Raw genomic sequence first — 15995 nt, forward strand, 5'->3', positions numbered from 1 at the left:
GTGATGGGAACAGGATCCTGGGACGACGCCTCACGCGCTCTCACGTGCCGTGGTTTGAAACGTCAGGCGCCCTCGCGCGCCATGGCGAGGTAGAGCTCGCGCAGGCGCCGGGTGTGCGGGCCAGGGCGGCCGTCGCCGACGGCGTGACCGTCGATCTCGACCACCGGCATCACGAAGGCCGAGGCGCTGGTGTAGAAGGCCTCCGCCGCCGCGAGGGCCTCCGAGACGCTGAACAGCCGCTCCTCCAGGGCGAGCCCGGCCTCCTCGGCCAGACGCAGGACCGCCTTGCGGGTGATGCCGGGCAGGAGCGCCGTGGACAGGGGCCGGGTGACCAGGGCGCCTTCCTTCGTCACGATGAAGGCCGTCGAGGACGAGCCCTCGGTGACCGCGTCGTCCTCGACCATCCAGGCCTCGGCGACGCCGGCGGCGGCGGCCTGCTGCTTGGCCAGCACCTGGGCGAGGAGGGCGACCGACTTGATATCCCGGCGCTTCCAGCGCAGGTCCGGCACGGTGATGACCCTGGCGCCGGTCTGGGCCAACGGGTTGGCCGCGACGGTCTTGGCCTGCGTGAACATCATCACGGTGGGCGCCGTGCCGGCCGGCGGATAGGCGAAGTCGCGCTCGTACACGCCCCGCGTCACCTGCATGTAGACCAGCCCCTCGCGGAGGCCATTGCGGGCGACGAGTTCGGTCTGAAGGCCGATCCACTCGGACATCGTGTGCGGGTTGGCGATGTCGATCTCGCCCAGCGAGCGGTCGAGGCGGGCCAGGTGCGCCTCGTTGTCGACGAGGCGGCCATCGAGCACCGCCGAGACCTCGTAGATCCCGTCGGCGAAGAGGAAGCCCCGGTCCATGATCGGCACGCGCGCCTCGGCGAAGGGCAGGAAGTCGCCGTTCAGGTAGACGATGCGGGCCTGGGACACGGAATTACCTCTTCGGTCCGGGTGGGGCTGTTCGGGACAGGCGGGATTCGTGCGGTGTTCAGCTTGCGCCGAACACCCGCGAGAAGATCGTGTCCACGTGCTTGAAGTGGTAGCCGAGATCGAAGCATTCCTCGATCTGCTCCGGGGTCAGCGCGGCGGTGACGTCGGCATCGGCCTTGAGGAGGGCGAGGAAGTCGCCCTCGCCGCGCCAGACCGGCATCGCGTTGCGCTGGACGAGGCGATAGGAATCCTCGCGCGAGACCCCGGCCTGGGTCAGGGCCAGCAGCACCCGCTGCGAGTGGACGAGGCCGCCGAGCTTGTCGAGGTTGCGCTGCATGGTCTCGGGATAGATCAGCAGCTTGTCGATGACCCCGGTGAGGCGGGCCAGCGCGAAGTCGAGGGTCACGGTGGCGTCGGGGCCGATCATGCGCTCGACCGAGGAGTGCGAGATGTCGCGCTCGTGCCAGAGGGCGACGTTCTCCATGGCGGGCAGGGCGTAGCTGCGCACCATGCGGGCGAGGCCCGTGAGGTTCTCGGTGAGCACGGGGTTGCGCTTGTGCGGCATCGCCGAGGAGCCCTTCTGCCCCTCCGAGAAGAACTCCTCCGCCTCCAGCACCTCCGTGCGCTGAAGATGGCGGACCTCGATCGACAGGCGCTCCACCGAGGAGGCGACGACGCCCAGGATCGCGAAGAACATGGCGTGGCGATCGCGCGGGATGACCTGGGTCGAGACCGGCTCCGGGGTCAGGCCCATGGCCTTGGCGACGTATTCCTCCACGCGGGGGTCGATGTTTGCGAAGGTGCCGACCGCGCCCGAGATGGCGCAGGTGGCGATCTCTTCCCGCGCGGCCACGAGGCGGGCGCGGTTGCGCTCGAACTCGGCATAGGCCTGCGCCAGCTTGAGGCCGAAGGTGACGGGCTCGGCGTGGATGCCGTGCGAGCGGCCGATGGTCGGGGTCAGCTTGTGCTCGAAGGCGCGCCGCTTGATCGCGGCGAGCAGCGCGTCGACGTCCCGGATGAGGAGGTCGGCGGCGCGCACGAGCTGGACGTTGAGGCAGGTGTCGAGCACGTCCGACGAGGTCATGCCCTGGTGGACGAAGCGGGCCTCGGGGCCGACGATCTCGGCGAGATGCGTCAAGAACGCGATGACGTCGTGCTTGGTCACCGCCTCGATGGCGTCGATGCGCGCCACGTCGAAGACCGCGTCGCGGCCCTTCGCCCAGATCGTGTCGGCGGCCTCCTTCGGAACCACGCCGAGTTCGGCCAGCGCGGTCGTCGCGTGGGCCTCGATCTCGAACCAGATTCGGAAACGCGATTCGGGGGACCAGATCGCGGTCATCTCGGGGCGGCTGTAGCGGGGGATCATGCGGGCGCCTCGGTCAACGCGACGATGGTGATGTGGCTGGCGCCTAGCACGGGTGCGGGTGCCGCTCAACGCGCAGCGACCGCCCGGCCCGACGAGCGGGTGTGTCTTTCCGGTGCCACCGTCGACGGTCCATGCGCGTTCGAATCGATACGGGGGCGCGGACCGGCGACCGGATTCGCGAAGCCGCTCAGGCACCTGCTGCACAGTCCGGACTTATACTTATAACGATTAAAGACTATCAACGCCAATCGAGGCTAGAGAGCCTAGACTAACTCGAATAGGTAAGGAGATATAACTATATATCGCCGGATTTCCCGCCACAACAGGCCCGGCGAGAGAAATATTTCAGCTTATCCGGATGAGGCGTTCCATGTTCAGCCACCGTCACCTCGGCCTTCTCGCGGTGCTGCTCGGCGAGACCGGCCTCGTCGAAATCCGCGCCGCGGTCGCGCAGGACGCGCCCGCCGGGCATGCCGAGGTCAGCCTGGACCAGCTCCACGTGGAGGGCCCGGCCGGTGCGGGCGCCGGCTACCGGGCGGCGCGGGCCCGGAGCGCCACGAAGACGGACACGGCCCTGATCGATACGCCGCAGGCGGTGACGGTCGTCACGCGGGAGCAGATCCAGGATCAGGGCTTCCAGGGCGTGACGGAGGCCCTGCGCTACGTGCCCGGCGTGTTCCTGCACCAGGGCGCGGCCAACCGCGACGAGATCGTGATTCGCGGCCAGCAATCGAGCGCCGACTTCTACGTCAACGGCATCCGCGACGATGCGCAGTATTTTCGCGACCTCTACAACGTCGAGCGGATCGAGGTGCTGAAAGGCCCGAACGCGATGATCTTCGGGCGCGGCGGCGGCGGCGGCGTGGTCAACCGCGTGCTCAAGGAGGCCAACGGCATCCCGCTGCGCGAGGCTTTCCTCCAGACCGGGCGGTTCGGCACGAAGCGCCTCGCCCTCGATGTCGGCGACCGGGTCTCGGACAGCGTCTTCTTCCGCCTCAACGGCCTGTTCGAGGATAGCGGCACGTTCCGCGATTTCGTCGATCTGCGGCGCTGGGGCGTGAACCCCACCGCGACCGTGCTGCTCGGCCCCGACACGACACTCAGGCTCTCCTACGAGTACTTCCACGACGCGCGCATCGCCGACCGGGGCATCCCCTCGCAAGGTGGGCGGCCCTACCGCTACCGCCAGAACATCCGCACCTTCTTCGGCAATCCCGACCTCAGCACCGCCCGGGTCGACGCGCATATCGCGACCGCCAGCCTCGAGCATCGCTTCGCGTCCGGCGTGGAGATGCGGTCTCAGGTCCGCTTCGCCGATTACGACAAGTTCTATCAGATCGTGTACCCGAGCATCCGGGCGGGGGGCGCCGTGAACGCGGCCGGGACGCGCCTCGAACTCAGCGCCTTCAACAACGACACGCCGCGCACGAACCTCTTCAACCAGAACGACTTCACCTACCGCTTCACCACCGGCCCCCTGGCGCACACGCTGCTCGCCGGCTTCGAACTCGGCCACCAGTCGGGCATCACCTACCGCGAGGACGGGTTCTTCGCGACGACGGACACGCAAACCCTCGTGGTCAACCCGCTCTCGCCCGTCTCGCGGGTGCCGGTGAGCTTCCGCAACCTGTCGTCGGCCGCCAACAGCCGCTACGACCTCGGCCTCGCAGCGGTCTACGCCCAGGACCAGATCGAGATCGGGCCGCACCTGCAGATCATCGGCGGCCTGCGCTACGACCATTTCGACTTCAACTCCACCGACCGGCGCACCCGGGTCGGCAACACTCGAATCGACAACCTGCTGTCGCCCCGGATCGGCGCGGTCCTCAAGCCGTTCGACGCCCTGGCCTTCTACGCCAATTACAGCGTGTCCTACCTGCCGTCGGCCGGAGACCAGTTCACCGCCCTGTCCGAGGGGCTCGCCATCGCACCGCCGGAGCGGTTCGAGAACCGCGAGGTCGGCGTGAAGTGGGACGTGACGCCCGCGCTCCAGCTCACCGGCGCGCTGTACGACCTCGACCGCACCAACCAGCGCCTCGCCGATCCGAACCGCCCGGGCTTCTTCCTGCTCAGCGGCCAGACCAACGCGCGCGGGGTCGAGGTCGGCGCGAACGGCTTCCTCACCGACCGGTGGCAGGTCGCGGGGGGCTACGCCTTCACGGATGCGCGCATCGTCAACGGCTTCGGCTCGGCGCTGATCCTTCCGGGCAACCGGGTCGGCGTCGTCCCCTTCAACGCCGTCACGGTGTGGAACAAGTTCAGTTTGACGCCGGAACTCGCCGTCGGCCTCGGCACGATCCACCAGACCCACACCTTCGCCAGCGCCGACAACACGGTCCGGCTGCCGGGCTACACCCGCTTCGACCTCGGCCTGTTCTACCAGGTCACGGACGGGATCCGGGCGCAGATCAACATCGAGAACCTGTTCGACCGCGGCTACATCGCCACCGCCGACGGCAACAACAACATCAGCCCCGGCGCGCCGCGCCTGATCCGCGCACAGGTGGTGGCCCGCTTCTGAGGCGGTGGCCGCCCGCCGGCGGCGTCGCGGCTTCCGAGACGGCCGACGGCGTGTGGCATCGACGCAACACGCCTTGTCAGATCATCCAACCCTGGAACATTTCCAGGATTAAAAGCCGAAACAGTTTTGCCGAATGTTGCGAGGGCGTTGGCTCGCTGTTTCGAGTGCTTCTTAGAAACCCTTTAAAACAAAGGTCAGGAAACACCGCCGCGCTCGCTTGATCCGGTCTTAGCTCGCCTTCAAGGGGGGCGCCACGCCCCGCAACTGAATACGGGGACGCAAAATCAAAAAGACACGGTCTCTCGAGCGGACGGTACGATCATGAACATTGGAGCAGCATCGCGGTTCCTCGCCACCCTCCTGTGCGGAACGCCGCTGGCGACGGCCGCCCGGGCACAGCCCGCCATCTTGCCGGAGGGCAGGGCCGTCACGCTGGATCAGCTCAGCGTCGAGGGCCTGCGCGGCAACACGGTGGGCTACCTGACCCGCGCCACCCGCAGCGCGACGAAGACCGACACCGCGCTCCTCGACACGCCGCAATCGATCACCGTCGTCAGCCAGGAACAGATCCGGGACCAGAACTTCCAGAACCTCACCGACCAGCTGCGCTACGTGCCCGGCGTGATCCCGGCCCAGGGTGAGAGCAACCGCGACGAGGTCGTGATCCGCGGCCAGAAGACCAACGCGGACTTCTTCGTCAACGGCGTGCGCGACGACGTGCAGTATTTCCGCGACCTGTACAACATCGAGCGGATCGAGGTCCTGAAGGGTCCCGATTCGCTGATCTTCGGCCGCGGCGGCGGCGGTGGCGTCATCAACCGCGTCCTGAAGGAGGCCGACGGGCTGCGGGTGCGCCAGATCACGGCCGGTGGCGGGCAGTTCAACCAGAAGCGCGTGGCGGTCGATGTGGGCGACCGCATCAGCGACAGCGTGTTCTTCCGCCTCAACGGCGTGTTCGAGGACAGTCAGACCTACCGCCAGTTCGGCGACCTGCAGCGCTACGGCATCAACCCGACGATGACCTTCCTGCTGGGCCCGGCGACGACGCTGAAGCTCTCCTACGAGTTCTTCCACGACGATCGCTTCCCCGATCGCGGCATCCCCTCGCAGAACGGGCGGCCGTACAATTACCGCAACAACATCCGCACCTTCTTCGGCAACCCGGACGTGAACACCACCCGGGTCGACGCCAACATCGCCACGGCGACCCTCGACCACACATTCGAGTCCGGCGTGCAGATGCGCAACCAGCTGCGCTTCGCCGATTACAACCGCTTCTACGCCAACACCCTTCCGGGGGCGCCGGTCAACGCCGCCGGCACGCAGGTGCCGATCACCGGCTACCGCAACGAGACCGACCGGACGAACTACTTCAGCCAGAACGACTTCACCTACAAGTTCCTCACCGGCGACGTGAAGCACACCCTGCTGGCCGGCTTCGAGCTCGGCTACCAGGAGGGCCTCGCCTTCCGGCAGACGGCGTTCTTCAACACCGGCAACAGCCTCGTCACCAGCGTGGTGGTGAACCCGATGTCGCCGATCACCCGGGCACCGGTGACCTTCCACAACAACGGCACCACGGACGCCAACTTCCGCTACGATCTCGGGCTGGCCGCGGCCTATGCCCAGGACCAGATCGACCTGAACGAGTACGTCCAGATCGTCGGCGGCCTGCGCTACGACTACTTCGACTTCTCGTCGCAGGGCCGCGTCACCGGGCTGGTCAACGCGCGTGTCGACAACCTCGTCTCGCCGCGCGCCGGCCTGGTCATCAAGCCGCTGGCGAACCTCGCCTTCTACGGCAGCTACAGCGTGTCGTACCTGCCGTCCTCGGGCGACCAGATCGGCACGTTCTCGCCGGGCCTCGCCATCGCCAAGCCGGAGGGCTTCCAGAACCTCGAAGTGGGCGTGAAGTACGACGTCACGCCGGCCTTCCAGGTCACCGGCGCCCTGTACAACCTCGACCGCACCAACCAGCGCCTCGCCGACCCGAACAATGCCGGCTTCTTCATCCTGTCGGGCAAGACCAACACGCAGGGTGCCGAGATCGGCGCCAACGGCTACCTGACCGACTGGTGGCAGATCGCCGGCGGCTACGCCTTCACCGATGCCAGGATCGCGAGCGACACCTCGGCGACCATCGTGAAGGGCAACACCGTCGGGCTGGTGCCGTTCAACAGCGTCTCCCTCTGGAACAAGTTCGACGTCACGCCGGAATTCGGCATCGGCATCGGCGTGATCCACCAGACCCACACCTTCGCCACCTCCGACGACACGGTGCGGCTGCCGAGCTACACGCGCTTCGACCTCGGGCTGTTCTATCAGGTCAGCGAGTCGGTCCGGGCGCAGGTGAACATCGAGAACCTGTTCGACCGGCGCTACATCTACACCGCCGACAACAACCAGAACATCACGCCCGGCGCGCCGCGCACGATCCGGGCGCAGATCATCGCCAAGTTCTGAGGCGTCGGCGCCGCGGGCGGCGGGTGGCTACTCCACCCGCTGCCAGCCGGGACCCATCAGGCGCTCCTGCGGGGTGAAGCGGGCCTTGTAGTCCATCTTGCGCGATCCCTCGACCCAGTAGCCGAGATAGAGGTAGGGCAGGCCGAGATCGGCGGCGCGCCGGATATGGTCGACGATCATGTAGGTGCCGAGCGAGCGGTGCGCCTCGACCGGATCGTAGAACGAGTAGACCATCGACAGGCCGTCCGCGAGGACGTCGGTCAGGCACAGGGCGACCGTCGGCCCGGTGCCCCGCCCGTTGATCGCGGTGTCGGGGCCGCGCCGGCGATAGGTCACCAGGTGGGTGTCCACGTGGCTGTCCTCGATCATCATGGCGTAGTCGAGCACGGTCATGTCGACCATGCCGCCGTCGCCGTGGCGGGCGTCGAGGTAGCGCCGGAACAGGGCGTACTGCTCCGAGGCCGGGCGGTTGGGCTCGGGGGTGCCGACGAGGTCGGCGTTGCGCTGGAGGATGCGGCGCTGGCTGCCCGAGGGCCTAAAGTCCGACACCACCACCCGCACCGAGATGCAGGCGCGGCAGGATTCGCAGGCCGGCCGGTAGGCGATGGTCTGCGAGCGGCGGAAGCCGCCCTGGGTCAGGATCTCGTTGAGATCGCGCGCGCGGCGCCCGACGAGGTGGGTGAACACCTTCCGCTCCTCCTGGCCCGGCAGGTAGGGGCACGGGGAGGGCGCCGTGAGGTAGAATTGCGGGGTGTCCCGGGAATGGCTCGTCACGCTTGTCTGTCGCCCGCCACGCGGGGTGCGCCCCGCGCACCCCAAGACTTGAGTGTATCCGCAACGCGGGCGGGCTCAACACCCTGAGGGGGGTTCCGCGACGATTTCGTACGAAACCTTGATCAGCCCGCGCGCACGAGGCGCGTCTCCAGCAAGGCTTGCGCCCCGGATAGACTTGAGCGGCCGAGGACGACCCGGAGCGGCGCCTCAGCCGGCGCGCACCACCGCGAGGCCGAGGAGCAGGTCGTGGCCGAGGCGGCGGTCGGCGCGCACGAGGCCGATGCTGACATCGAGCATCCAGAGCACGAAGGCGGAGGCGACCGCCACGTAGAACAGCAGCGCGTGGATCGCGGCCGTGAGGTAGTCCACCCGGGCGCCGCTCTCCGGCGCGACCACGCGCAGGCCCATCATCCGCATGCCCCAGGTGCTCTGTCCGGAGCCGCCCACCGTGATGGCGCTGTAGAGGATGCCGCTCGCCGGCAGGATCGCGAACAGGGTCCAGCCGAGGCCGAAGGTGAGGACGCCGATCACGGTGATCGCCAGCATCAGGAAGGCCGTGAAGCCGAAGATGAACAGGATGTCGAGCAGGTAGGCGACGAAGCGCGCGCCGAGGCTGCCCCGCACGTAGGGCACGGGGAACTGGGGGGCGTAGCCGGTCTGGAAGCGATCGGCGTAGGGGCTTTGCGTCTCGCGCATGGGGCGCTCCTGGGGTCGCTCGCGGGAGGGAGCGGCGGACCTCTCCCGCGAGAGATGGGCGCGGCCCCGGAAACTCTCAAGATCGGGAACGCTCACGATCGCGCCGGCTCAGGGTGCGGCGCGATCGGCCGGCGCCTTCTCCGCGCCCGGGTCGGCGGCCGCGGCCTCCGGGGTGTCGAGGTAGTACTGGCGCAGGAGGAACAGGCGGGCGCCGTTGACCGGGCCGCCCTCCGTGGCGAGGCCGAGGAGTTCGGCCCCGGGACCGAAGCGGCAGGTGACCCAGCGCTGGCGCGCCGCCTGCCCGGGCCGGCCCGCCACCGCATAATCGACCCGGACGTCGTCCGGCGTCGCGCCCGCGCCGATGCGCAGGAGCCTCACCGCGGTGTCGGGGGGCGCCAGCGCCGGCACCGCGCGCCGGCAGATCAGGGCGCGCTGGCGGTCGACGGAGCTCTCGCAGGCGGCGAGCCCGAGGAGGGTGGGTAGGAGCGCGGGCAAGAGCGCAGGCATGAGCCCGCGCGCGGCACGTCCGAGGCTCACGCGCCGGCGCGCAGCCGCTCGGCGACCCGCAGCGCGTAGTAGGTGAGCACGCCGTCGGCGCCGGCGCGCTTGAAGGCCAGCAGGCTCTCGACCATGGCCCGCTCGCCGTCGAGCCAGCCGTTGCGGGCGGCGGCCTCGATCATCGCGTACTCGCCCGACACCTGGTAGGCGAAGGTCGGCACGGCGAACTCGTCCTTCACCCGGCGGATGATGTCGAGGTAGGGCAGGCCCGGCTTCACCATGACGGAATCGGCGCCCTCCGCGATGTCGAGGGCGACCTCGCGGATCGCCTCGTCGGAATTGCCCGGATCCATCTGGTAGGTGCGCTTGTCGCCGACCAGGGCCGCCTGGGTGCCGATGGCGTCCCGGAACGGGCCGTAGAACGCGCTCGCGTACTTGGCCGCGTAGGCCATGATCTGCACGTCGCGAAAGCCCGCCCGGTCGAGGCCGGCCCGGATGGCGCCGACACGCCCGTCCATCATGTCCGAGGGCGCGATGATGTCGGTGCCGGCCTCGGCCTGGATCAGGCTCTGCTCGACGAGGAGGGCCACGGTCTCGTCGTTGAGGATCGCGCCGTCCTCGAGCAGACCGTCATGGCCGTGGCTGGTATAGGGATCGAGGGCGACGTCGGTCATGATGCCGAGTTCCGGCACCGCCGCCTTCACCGCGCGCACCGCCCGGCAGACGAGGTTTTCGCGATTGAGGGATTCCGAGCCGGTGGGATCGCGGAGGGACGGCTCCGTGTAGGGGAAGAACGAGATCGCCGGGATGCCGGCGCGGGCGGCCTTCTCGGCGTCGCGCACGATCTCGTCCACGCTGAGGCGCTCGACGCCGGGCATCGACGCGATGGGCTCGCGCCGGCCCGATCCCTCGATCACGAAGAGCGGCCAGATCAGGTCGTCGACCGTGAGGGTATGCTCGCGCACGAGGCGGCGCGACCACTCGGCCTTGCGGTTGCGACGCGGGCGCTGAGTGATGCCGAGGGCCACCGGGCGGGCGGCCTCCTGGGCCGTCTCGACCGCCAGGGGACGCGGAGTCGGGGGTTCGTGGGTCATCGTGCTCGGACTCGATGGTTTTCGGCCCGTGCCTCGGGCCGGGGCGGGCGGGAACCGGCCTAACACATCGGCAAAAGCCTTCGAAAGCCGTGATGCCGACGCAGGGATGGCGGGGATTCGTCCGCGGCGGACGCGTCTCGCGCCCACAGCGGAACCGGCCCGGGCGCGGCCGCTCCGATTGACGCCGCCCGCCAAAACCTCGTCTAAGCGGGCGATCCAGGCGGGAGGACCCATGGCGGAATCGGGCGAAGCGGAGATCCTGTTCGAGAGGCGCGGCGCGGTGGGCCTCGTGACGCTGAACCGGCCGCGCGCCCTCAACGCCCTGTCCCTGGCGATGCTGCAGGCCATGCAGGCGCAGCTGGATGCCTGGGCCGCGGACGCCGCGGTGACGCGGGTGCTGCTGCGGGGCCGGGGCGGGCGCGCCTTCTGCGCCGGGGGCGACATCCGGCAGATCTACGCCCTCGCCAAGGCCGGCGACCAGGCGGCCGTCGATGCGTTCTGGCGCGCGGAGTACGGACTCGACGCCTGCGTGAAACGGTTCGCGAAACCCGTGGTCAGCCTGATCGAGGGCCTGGTCATGGGCGGGGGCAACGGAATCTCGGTCCATGGCAGCCACCGGGTCTCGTCAGAGCGCTACAGCTTCGCGATGCCGGAGGTCGGGATCGGCCTGTTTCCCGATGTCGGCATGACCTACGTGCTGCCGCGCCTTCCCGGATGCACGGGGACCTATCTCGCCCTCACCGGCGCCCGCATCGGACCGGGGGACGCCCACGCGGTGGGCCTCGCCACACACCACGCGGCGGCGGACGACTTCGACGCGATCGTGGACGCCCTCGCCGCCGGCGACGCCGTCGACGCGGCGCTCGCCGCGCATGCCCGGCCGGTGCCGGAACCCGGGCCCCTGGTCGCGGCGCGGGCCGTCATCGACGCGTGCTTTTCCGCCGACACCGTCGCGGAGATCCTGGCGCGCCTCGATGCGGACGGGTCCGCCTTCGCCGCCGAGACCGCCGCGCTGATGCGCACGCGCTCGCCCACGAGCCTGGCCCTGGTGCGTGAGCAGATGCGCCGGGGCGCGCGCTTGGGCTTCGCCGAGGCGATGCTGACGGAATACCGCATGGTCAGCGCCCTGATGCGCGGCCACGACTTCTTCGAGGGCGTACGCGCCGCCGTCATCGACAAGGACGGCGCCCCGGCCTGGAATCCCGCAACCCTGGATGCCGTCGATCCCGCCGGGATCGCCGCGGCCTTCGCGCCGTCCGCCGGCCCCGAACCGGACTTCGCAGGATCGCCCGAGCGATGAGGAGAGGTCACGCGTGCGCGGATTGACGAAAGTCCCGGGTCCCCGCGAGATCCGCGGCCGCAACCAGGAGGGCGGCGGCGACCGGATCGAACGCACGCCTCAGGTGCCGCAGACCGGCTGGGACGTGGTGCTGGTCTGGTTCATGCGGGTGATCGCCCTGTTCTGGCTGGGCAAGGCCGTCGCCACCTGGGCCGGCATCCTCGACATCCTGCCGGGCGGCCGCCCCTTCGAATCGGAGACGCTGGGGCGCCAGAGCGTGATCGTCTACTTCGCGGTGATCGACCCGATGGCGGCGGTCGGCCTCTGGCTGACGAGCGCCTGGGGCGGCGTGGTCTGGCTGCTGGCCGCCACGAGTGCCTTGACCCTCGCCGTCCTAACGCCGCAGCTCCTGCCAATAGCGCCCGTATACCTCGCAATACAGGGCGGAATTATTGCGTTGTATTTTATCTTGTCTTTCCTGGCGGCGCGGGAAATCCGGTAAACGGCGTGTTACGATAATCGCTTCATCTTGCATTTACCGAGAGAGGTAAATCGCAAATTCATCCTATCGCTTAAACCGTCTTTCATCTGCGACTCCTAGGTTGGCTTCATGAGCGGTGGCGAAGAACACCGGCCCTGAAACACCAGAGACCTGAAGAGGCCCATGATGAAGTCCCAGGCTGCCAAGGTTAGCAAGACCGACACCGCTCCCGAGACCGCTCCGGCGCACGGCTCGTATCTGGAGGCCCTGCACCTCGTCGAGCGCCTGCACCGCCGACTCCTCGACGTCATCAAGGACGAGTTCGAGCGGCGCGACCGCGAAGACGTCAACAGCGTCCAGGCGCTGCTGCTCTACAACATCGGCGACAAGGAGCTCACCGCGAGCGAGCTGCGCACGAAGGGCTACTATCTCGGCTCGAACGTCTCCTACAACGTCAAGAAGCTCGTCGAGGCCGGCTACCTGCACCACGCCCGGTCGAAGACCGACCGCCGCTCGGTCCGCATCAGCCTGACCGACAAGGGCCGCCAGGTCCACGACATCATCCAGAGCCTCTACGACAAGCACGCCCGCACCATCCAGCCGATCGGCGGCATCTCGGACGACGATTTCGGCCGCCTGAACACCGCGCTCAGCCGCCTGGAGCGCTTCTGGACCGACCAGATCCGCTACCGCCTCTGAGGACGGACGCGCCCGCGACCCCGACGACCCAGCAAGCCCGGTTCGCCGGGCTTGTTCGCGTTCGAGACCAGACCACGCTGGACCCGACCCGTGGGGCCGGCTCACCGGGACCCGGTACGAGGCCCCCGACGGACCGCGGGTGCCGTGCCGGTCAGGAGCCGGCGTGCTCGGACGATTCCTCGCCGGCCGGCTTGCCGTCGTCGCGGGCGCGGTGGAGCATGAAGATCGCGAACACCATCGTGAGGATCAGGCCGGCGAGGACGCCGAGCTCGATCATCGAGGCCTGGAACAGCGCCTGCTTCTCCGGCGACCAGTCCTTGGCGTGGGTGATCTCCGACGATTGCAGGGTGATGACCAGGACGCGCCGGATCGAGGCGATGAGCCCGACGATGAGGAACGGCTCGCAGGTGAGCTTGCCCGAGCGCATCGACACCCGCACCGTGTGCAGGATCTCGATCAGCATCAGCAGGAACAACAGCCGATCCACCACCTCGAGGATCTGGTCGGCGCCACCGAGGTGGCGCAAGGCTTCCCAGGTCAGCGCGGAGGCATCGATCAGCGCGACGAGGGCGGTCAGCGCGAGGAGAAGACCGAGCGCCGCGTAGATCGCGTGCTCCGTGTGCAGAAAGACGAAGCTCGCCGCGCGCGTGAGCCGGCCCTGATCCTCCCGGTCGTCGGACATGACGCTCTCCCCCTTTGGTTGCGACGATCAGACAGGATCGGCGCCGGGGCGTCCAGCGTGGGCGGGCTTCGAAACCCCTCCGTCCGGCCCGGGCAGGCCGGCCGGCGGGATCACGACCGCGTCAGGATCGTGCGGAAGGCGGGCGAGGGGGCTCTTCAGGGGTCACAGCATGTCCTCGACCCGGATCGGCAGGGTGCGGATGCGGCGGCCGGTGGCGTGGAACACCGCGTTGGCGATCGCGGCGTTGACGCCGATGATCCCGAGCTCGCCCAGGCCCTTGAGACCGAGGGGGTTCACGGCGTCGTCCGGGTCGGGGACCAGCAGGGCCTCCACCGCCGGCGCGTCGGCCGCCGTCGCGACGAGGTACTCGGCCAGATCCGCGTTGCGGTAGTGGCCACGGTCGAGGATCGTCTCCTCCAGGAGCGCCGAGCCGAGACCCCAGATCATCCCGCCGGTGAGCTGGCTGCGCGCCGTCAGCGGGTTGAGCACGCGTCCGGCCGCGAAGGCGCCGAGGAGGCGCGGAACCCGAATCTCGCCGGTCTCCTCGTGGACGAGCACGCGCGCGAACTGGGCGCCGAAGGCCCAGGACACCGCCTTGCTGCCGGCCCCGGTGCCGAGGGCCATCCTGCCCGATTCGATCGCCGCCAGCGCCTCCGGCCCCGACCCCTCGGGCGTGAAGGCGGTCACGGTCTCGATCCCGGCGGGGTCGAGCCCCGCGACGACGGTCCCCAGCGGACAGGTCCGCCCGTCCGGCGCGACGAGCGCGCCCGCCCGCAGACGCAAAGCGGCGGGATCGGCGCCGGCCAGGGGTCCGGCCCCGGTGGCGGCCTGTGCCAGGCGGGCGCGAAGCGTCTCGCAGGCCTGCGCCAGGGTGTGGAGCAGGCTCGTCGTCGTGGACGATCCCCCTGAGAGGCCGGCGGCGGGCAGATCGGTGTCCCCGAGGCGGATGTCGACCGATTCGGGCGCGATCCCGAGCCATTCGGCGGCGCCGAGGGCCAGGAGCGTAGTGATCCCGTTGCCGATCTCGTGGTGGGCGCTGGCGACCGTGGCGCGGCCATCGGCCCCGAGACGGATCCGCATGGTGGCGGGAGAGATCTTCACCGGCCGGGCCGATGCGGCGCAGCCGAGGCCCACCCGCCAGGGGCCGTCGCGCATCCGCCCCGGTTCCGGATCGCGCTCCGGCCAGCCGAAGGCCTCCGCGCCGGCGTCGAAGCAGGCCATCAGCGGGCGGGAGGAGAACGGCTTGCCCGAGATCGGGTCCGTGGCCGTGTCGTTGCGCCGGCGCAGGGCGATGGGATCGAGCCCGAGGGCGACCGCCATCTCGTCGACGGCGCTCTCCAGGGCGAAGAGATAGGGCACCTCCGGCGGCGCCCGCATCGGCCCCGGCGTGTTGCGGTCGACCCGCGCGGCGCGCTCGTCGGTGCGCACGGCCGGACAGGCATAGAGGCTCGCGGTGACGTCGGTGCCCTCCATGGCGAAGGGGTCGAAGCGCGAAGTGATGACCTCGGCCTCGTGCACCAGGGCGGTGAAGCGCCCGTCGCCGGTCGCCCCGAGGTGGATGTCGTGCCGGGTCTCCGGACGGTAATTGGCGATGGTGAAGCCGTCCCGGCGGCTCGCCACCAGGGAAACCGGCCGCCCGAGGGCGCGGGCCGCCAGGGCGACCGGCGCCGTGTACTGGGCGAGGGCGAGCTTCGCACCGAAATGGCCGCCGATCAGGCCCGACACCACCCGGATGTCGGCCGGGTCGAGGCCGAGTTGCGCGGCCAGGCCGTGCCGGACCGCGCCGATGTAGCGCGAGGGCTCGTGGATCGTGAGGCGCGAGCCGTCCCATGCGCAGGTCGTGCCGAACAGCTCGATCGGGTTGTGATGCTGGATCGGCGTCCCGTAGCGGGCGCTCACCGTCACCGCGGCCCGCGCCAGGGCACCGTCGGCGTCTCCGGTGCGGGGGTCGTGGTGCTCTCGCTTCAGGTCGGCGAGCCGCAGGGTCTCGGCCAGGGGGGCGTCGAACCCGTCGGCGAAATCCTCGGCCGCGTAGCGCACGATCGTCCGGGCGGCGGCCTCCCGGGCGGCCTCCCGGGCGGCCTCGATGGTCTCCGCCACCACGAGGGCGACGATCTGGCCGGCATAGGCGACCGCATCCGAGCCCAGCGGCAGGTGACCGCTATTGGCGAAGCCCCCGGCCATCAGGTGCTTCACCGGCCGGATGGCACCGGCGAGGTCCCGGTGGGTGAAGATGCGCAGGCAGCCTGGGACCGCCTCCGCGGCGGCGAGGTCGAAGCCGATGATCCGTCCGCGCGGGATCGTGCTGGTGACCAGGGCCGCATGGGCGAGGCCCTCCAGGCGCGTGTCCGAGGCATAGGTCGCACGGCCCGTGACCTTGGCGGCGCCCTCGACGCGGGGATGCGGATGCCCGAGCCAGGCCGGATGGTCGAGCGCGTCGGTCGGTATCGCCATCGGCCTCTCCTCGCCTCACCGCAGGAGTAACCGCAGGACCGGCCCGCCCGATCCGGGCGCGACCC

At 69.5% G+C, this 15995-nt stretch carries 13 protein-coding genes; 5 read left to right on the top strand and 8 right to left on the bottom strand.

All coding sequences use genetic code 11. The features are described 5' to 3' along the window. Window positions 1–62: 62 nt before the first annotated feature. Both ASF49_RS06995 and purB read right to left on the bottom strand, forming a co-directional pair. A complete protein-coding gene (locus tag ASF49_RS06995; protein ID WP_056469813.1) occupies window positions 63–923 on the bottom strand; it encodes a D-amino-acid transaminase in 861 nt (286 codons plus the stop codon). Between the two features lie 58 nt (window positions 924–981). Further along, window positions 982–2289, bottom strand: coding sequence for an adenylosuccinate lyase (gene purB / locus ASF49_RS07000; RefSeq protein ID WP_056469815.1), 1308 nt, complete (start codon window positions 2287–2289; stop codon window positions 982–984). A gap of 370 nt (window positions 2290–2659) precedes the next feature. Between purB and ASF49_RS07005 the strand changes: the two genes are divergently transcribed. Beyond that, window positions 2660–4810, top strand: a complete 2151-nt coding sequence (locus ASF49_RS07005) for a TonB-dependent receptor (protein ID WP_056469818.1) — start codon at window positions 2660–2662, stop codon at window positions 4808–4810. A gap of 321 nt (window positions 4811–5131) precedes the next feature. Continuing rightward, window positions 5132–7273, top strand: a complete 2142-nt coding sequence (locus ASF49_RS07010) for a TonB-dependent receptor (protein ID WP_056469821.1) — start codon at window positions 5132–5134, stop codon at window positions 7271–7273. A gap of 27 nt (window positions 7274–7300) precedes the next feature. On the opposite strand, the gene ASF49_RS07015 is transcribed toward ASF49_RS07010, so the two are convergent. The 4 genes from ASF49_RS07015 to hemB form a co-directional block, all read right to left on the bottom strand. Further along, complete coding sequence (locus tag ASF49_RS07015) at window positions 7301–8047, bottom strand: arginyltransferase (RefSeq protein ID WP_056469824.1); 747 nt, start codon at window positions 8045–8047, stop codon at window positions 7301–7303. A gap of 207 nt (window positions 8048–8254) precedes the next feature. After that, a complete protein-coding gene (locus ASF49_RS07020; protein ID WP_056469827.1) occupies window positions 8255–8743 on the bottom strand; it encodes an RDD family protein in 489 nt (162 codons plus the stop codon). Between the two features lie 108 nt (window positions 8744–8851). Next, window positions 8852–9250: a hypothetical protein gene (locus ASF49_RS07025; protein WP_056470075.1), complete on the bottom strand. Its 399-nt coding sequence runs from the start codon at window positions 9248–9250 to the stop codon at window positions 8852–8854. A gap of 26 nt (window positions 9251–9276) precedes the next feature. Then, window positions 9277–10335: a porphobilinogen synthase gene (gene hemB / locus ASF49_RS07030; protein WP_056469833.1), complete on the bottom strand. Its 1059-nt coding sequence runs from the start codon at window positions 10333–10335 to the stop codon at window positions 9277–9279. 232 nt (window positions 10336–10567) lie between these two features. On the opposite strand from hemB, the gene ASF49_RS07035 reads away from it, so the two are divergent. From ASF49_RS07035 to ldtR, 3 genes are all read left to right on the top strand, one after another. Next, the gene (locus tag ASF49_RS07035; protein ID WP_056469835.1) at window positions 10568–11635 is read left to right on the top strand and encodes an enoyl-CoA hydratase/isomerase family protein; all 1068 of its coding nucleotides are present in this window, start codon (window positions 10568–10570) and stop codon (window positions 11633–11635) included. Between the two features lie 13 nt (window positions 11636–11648). Beyond that, a complete protein-coding gene (locus ASF49_RS07040; RefSeq protein WP_056469836.1) occupies window positions 11649–12116 on the top strand; it encodes a DUF6163 family protein in 468 nt (155 codons plus the stop codon). 165 nt (window positions 12117–12281) lie between these two features. Further along, complete coding sequence (gene ldtR, locus ASF49_RS07045; protein ID WP_056470078.1) at window positions 12282–12794, top strand: transcriptional regulator LdtR; 513 nt, start codon at window positions 12282–12284, stop codon at window positions 12792–12794. A gap of 151 nt (window positions 12795–12945) precedes the next feature. Here the strand turns inward: ldtR and ASF49_RS07050 are convergent, their stop codons facing one another. Together ASF49_RS07050 and ASF49_RS07055 are read right to left on the bottom strand one after the other, a co-directional pair. Next, on the bottom strand, window positions 12946–13476 hold the full coding sequence (locus tag ASF49_RS07050) for a phosphate-starvation-inducible PsiE family protein (protein ID WP_056469838.1): 531 nt from the start codon (window positions 13474–13476) through the stop codon (window positions 12946–12948). A 162-nt stretch (window positions 13477–13638) separates the two neighbouring features. Beyond that, a complete protein-coding gene (locus ASF49_RS07055) occupies window positions 13639–15930 on the bottom strand; it encodes a xanthine dehydrogenase family protein molybdopterin-binding subunit (RefSeq protein WP_056469840.1) in 2292 nt (763 codons plus the stop codon). Window positions 15931–15995 lie beyond the last annotated feature (65 nt).

It is taken from the genome of Methylobacterium sp. Leaf104 (assembly GCF_001422885.1).
Taxonomy (GTDB): domain Bacteria; phylum Pseudomonadota; class Alphaproteobacteria; order Rhizobiales; family Beijerinckiaceae; genus Methylobacterium.

What these genes read in the sequence shown, in the direction of transcription:
- ASF49_RS07025 (WP_056470075.1), bottom strand. Translation starts at nt 9,250, where the DNA reads ATGCCTGCGCTCTTGCCCGCGCTCCTACCCACCCTCCTCGGGCTCGCC.
- ASF49_RS07035 (WP_056469835.1), top strand. Translation starts at nt 10,568, where the DNA reads ATGGCGGAATCGGGCGAAGCGGAGATCCTGTTCGAGAGGCGCGGCGCG.
- ASF49_RS07020 (WP_056469827.1), bottom strand. Translation starts at nt 8,743, where the DNA reads ATGCGCGAGACGCAAAGCCCCTACGCCGATCGCTTCCAGACCGGCTAC.
- ASF49_RS07055 (WP_056469840.1), bottom strand. Translation starts at nt 15,930, where the DNA reads ATGGCGATACCGACCGACGCGCTCGACCATCCGGCCTGGCTCGGGCAT.
- ASF49_RS07010 (WP_056469821.1), top strand. Translation starts at nt 5,132, where the DNA reads ATGAACATTGGAGCAGCATCGCGGTTCCTCGCCACCCTCCTGTGCGGA.
- hemB (WP_056469833.1), bottom strand. Translation starts at nt 10,335, where the DNA reads ATGACCCACGAACCCCCGACTCCGCGTCCCCTGGCGGTCGAGACGGCC.
- purB (WP_056469815.1), bottom strand. Translation starts at nt 2,289, where the DNA reads ATGATCCCCCGCTACAGCCGCCCCGAGATGACCGCGATCTGGTCCCCC.
- ldtR (WP_056470078.1), top strand. Translation starts at nt 12,282, where the DNA reads ATGAAGTCCCAGGCTGCCAAGGTTAGCAAGACCGACACCGCTCCCGAG.
- ASF49_RS07005 (WP_056469818.1), top strand. Translation starts at nt 2,660, where the DNA reads ATGTTCAGCCACCGTCACCTCGGCCTTCTCGCGGTGCTGCTCGGCGAG.
- ASF49_RS07050 (WP_056469838.1), bottom strand. Translation starts at nt 13,476, where the DNA reads ATGTCCGACGACCGGGAGGATCAGGGCCGGCTCACGCGCGCGGCGAGC.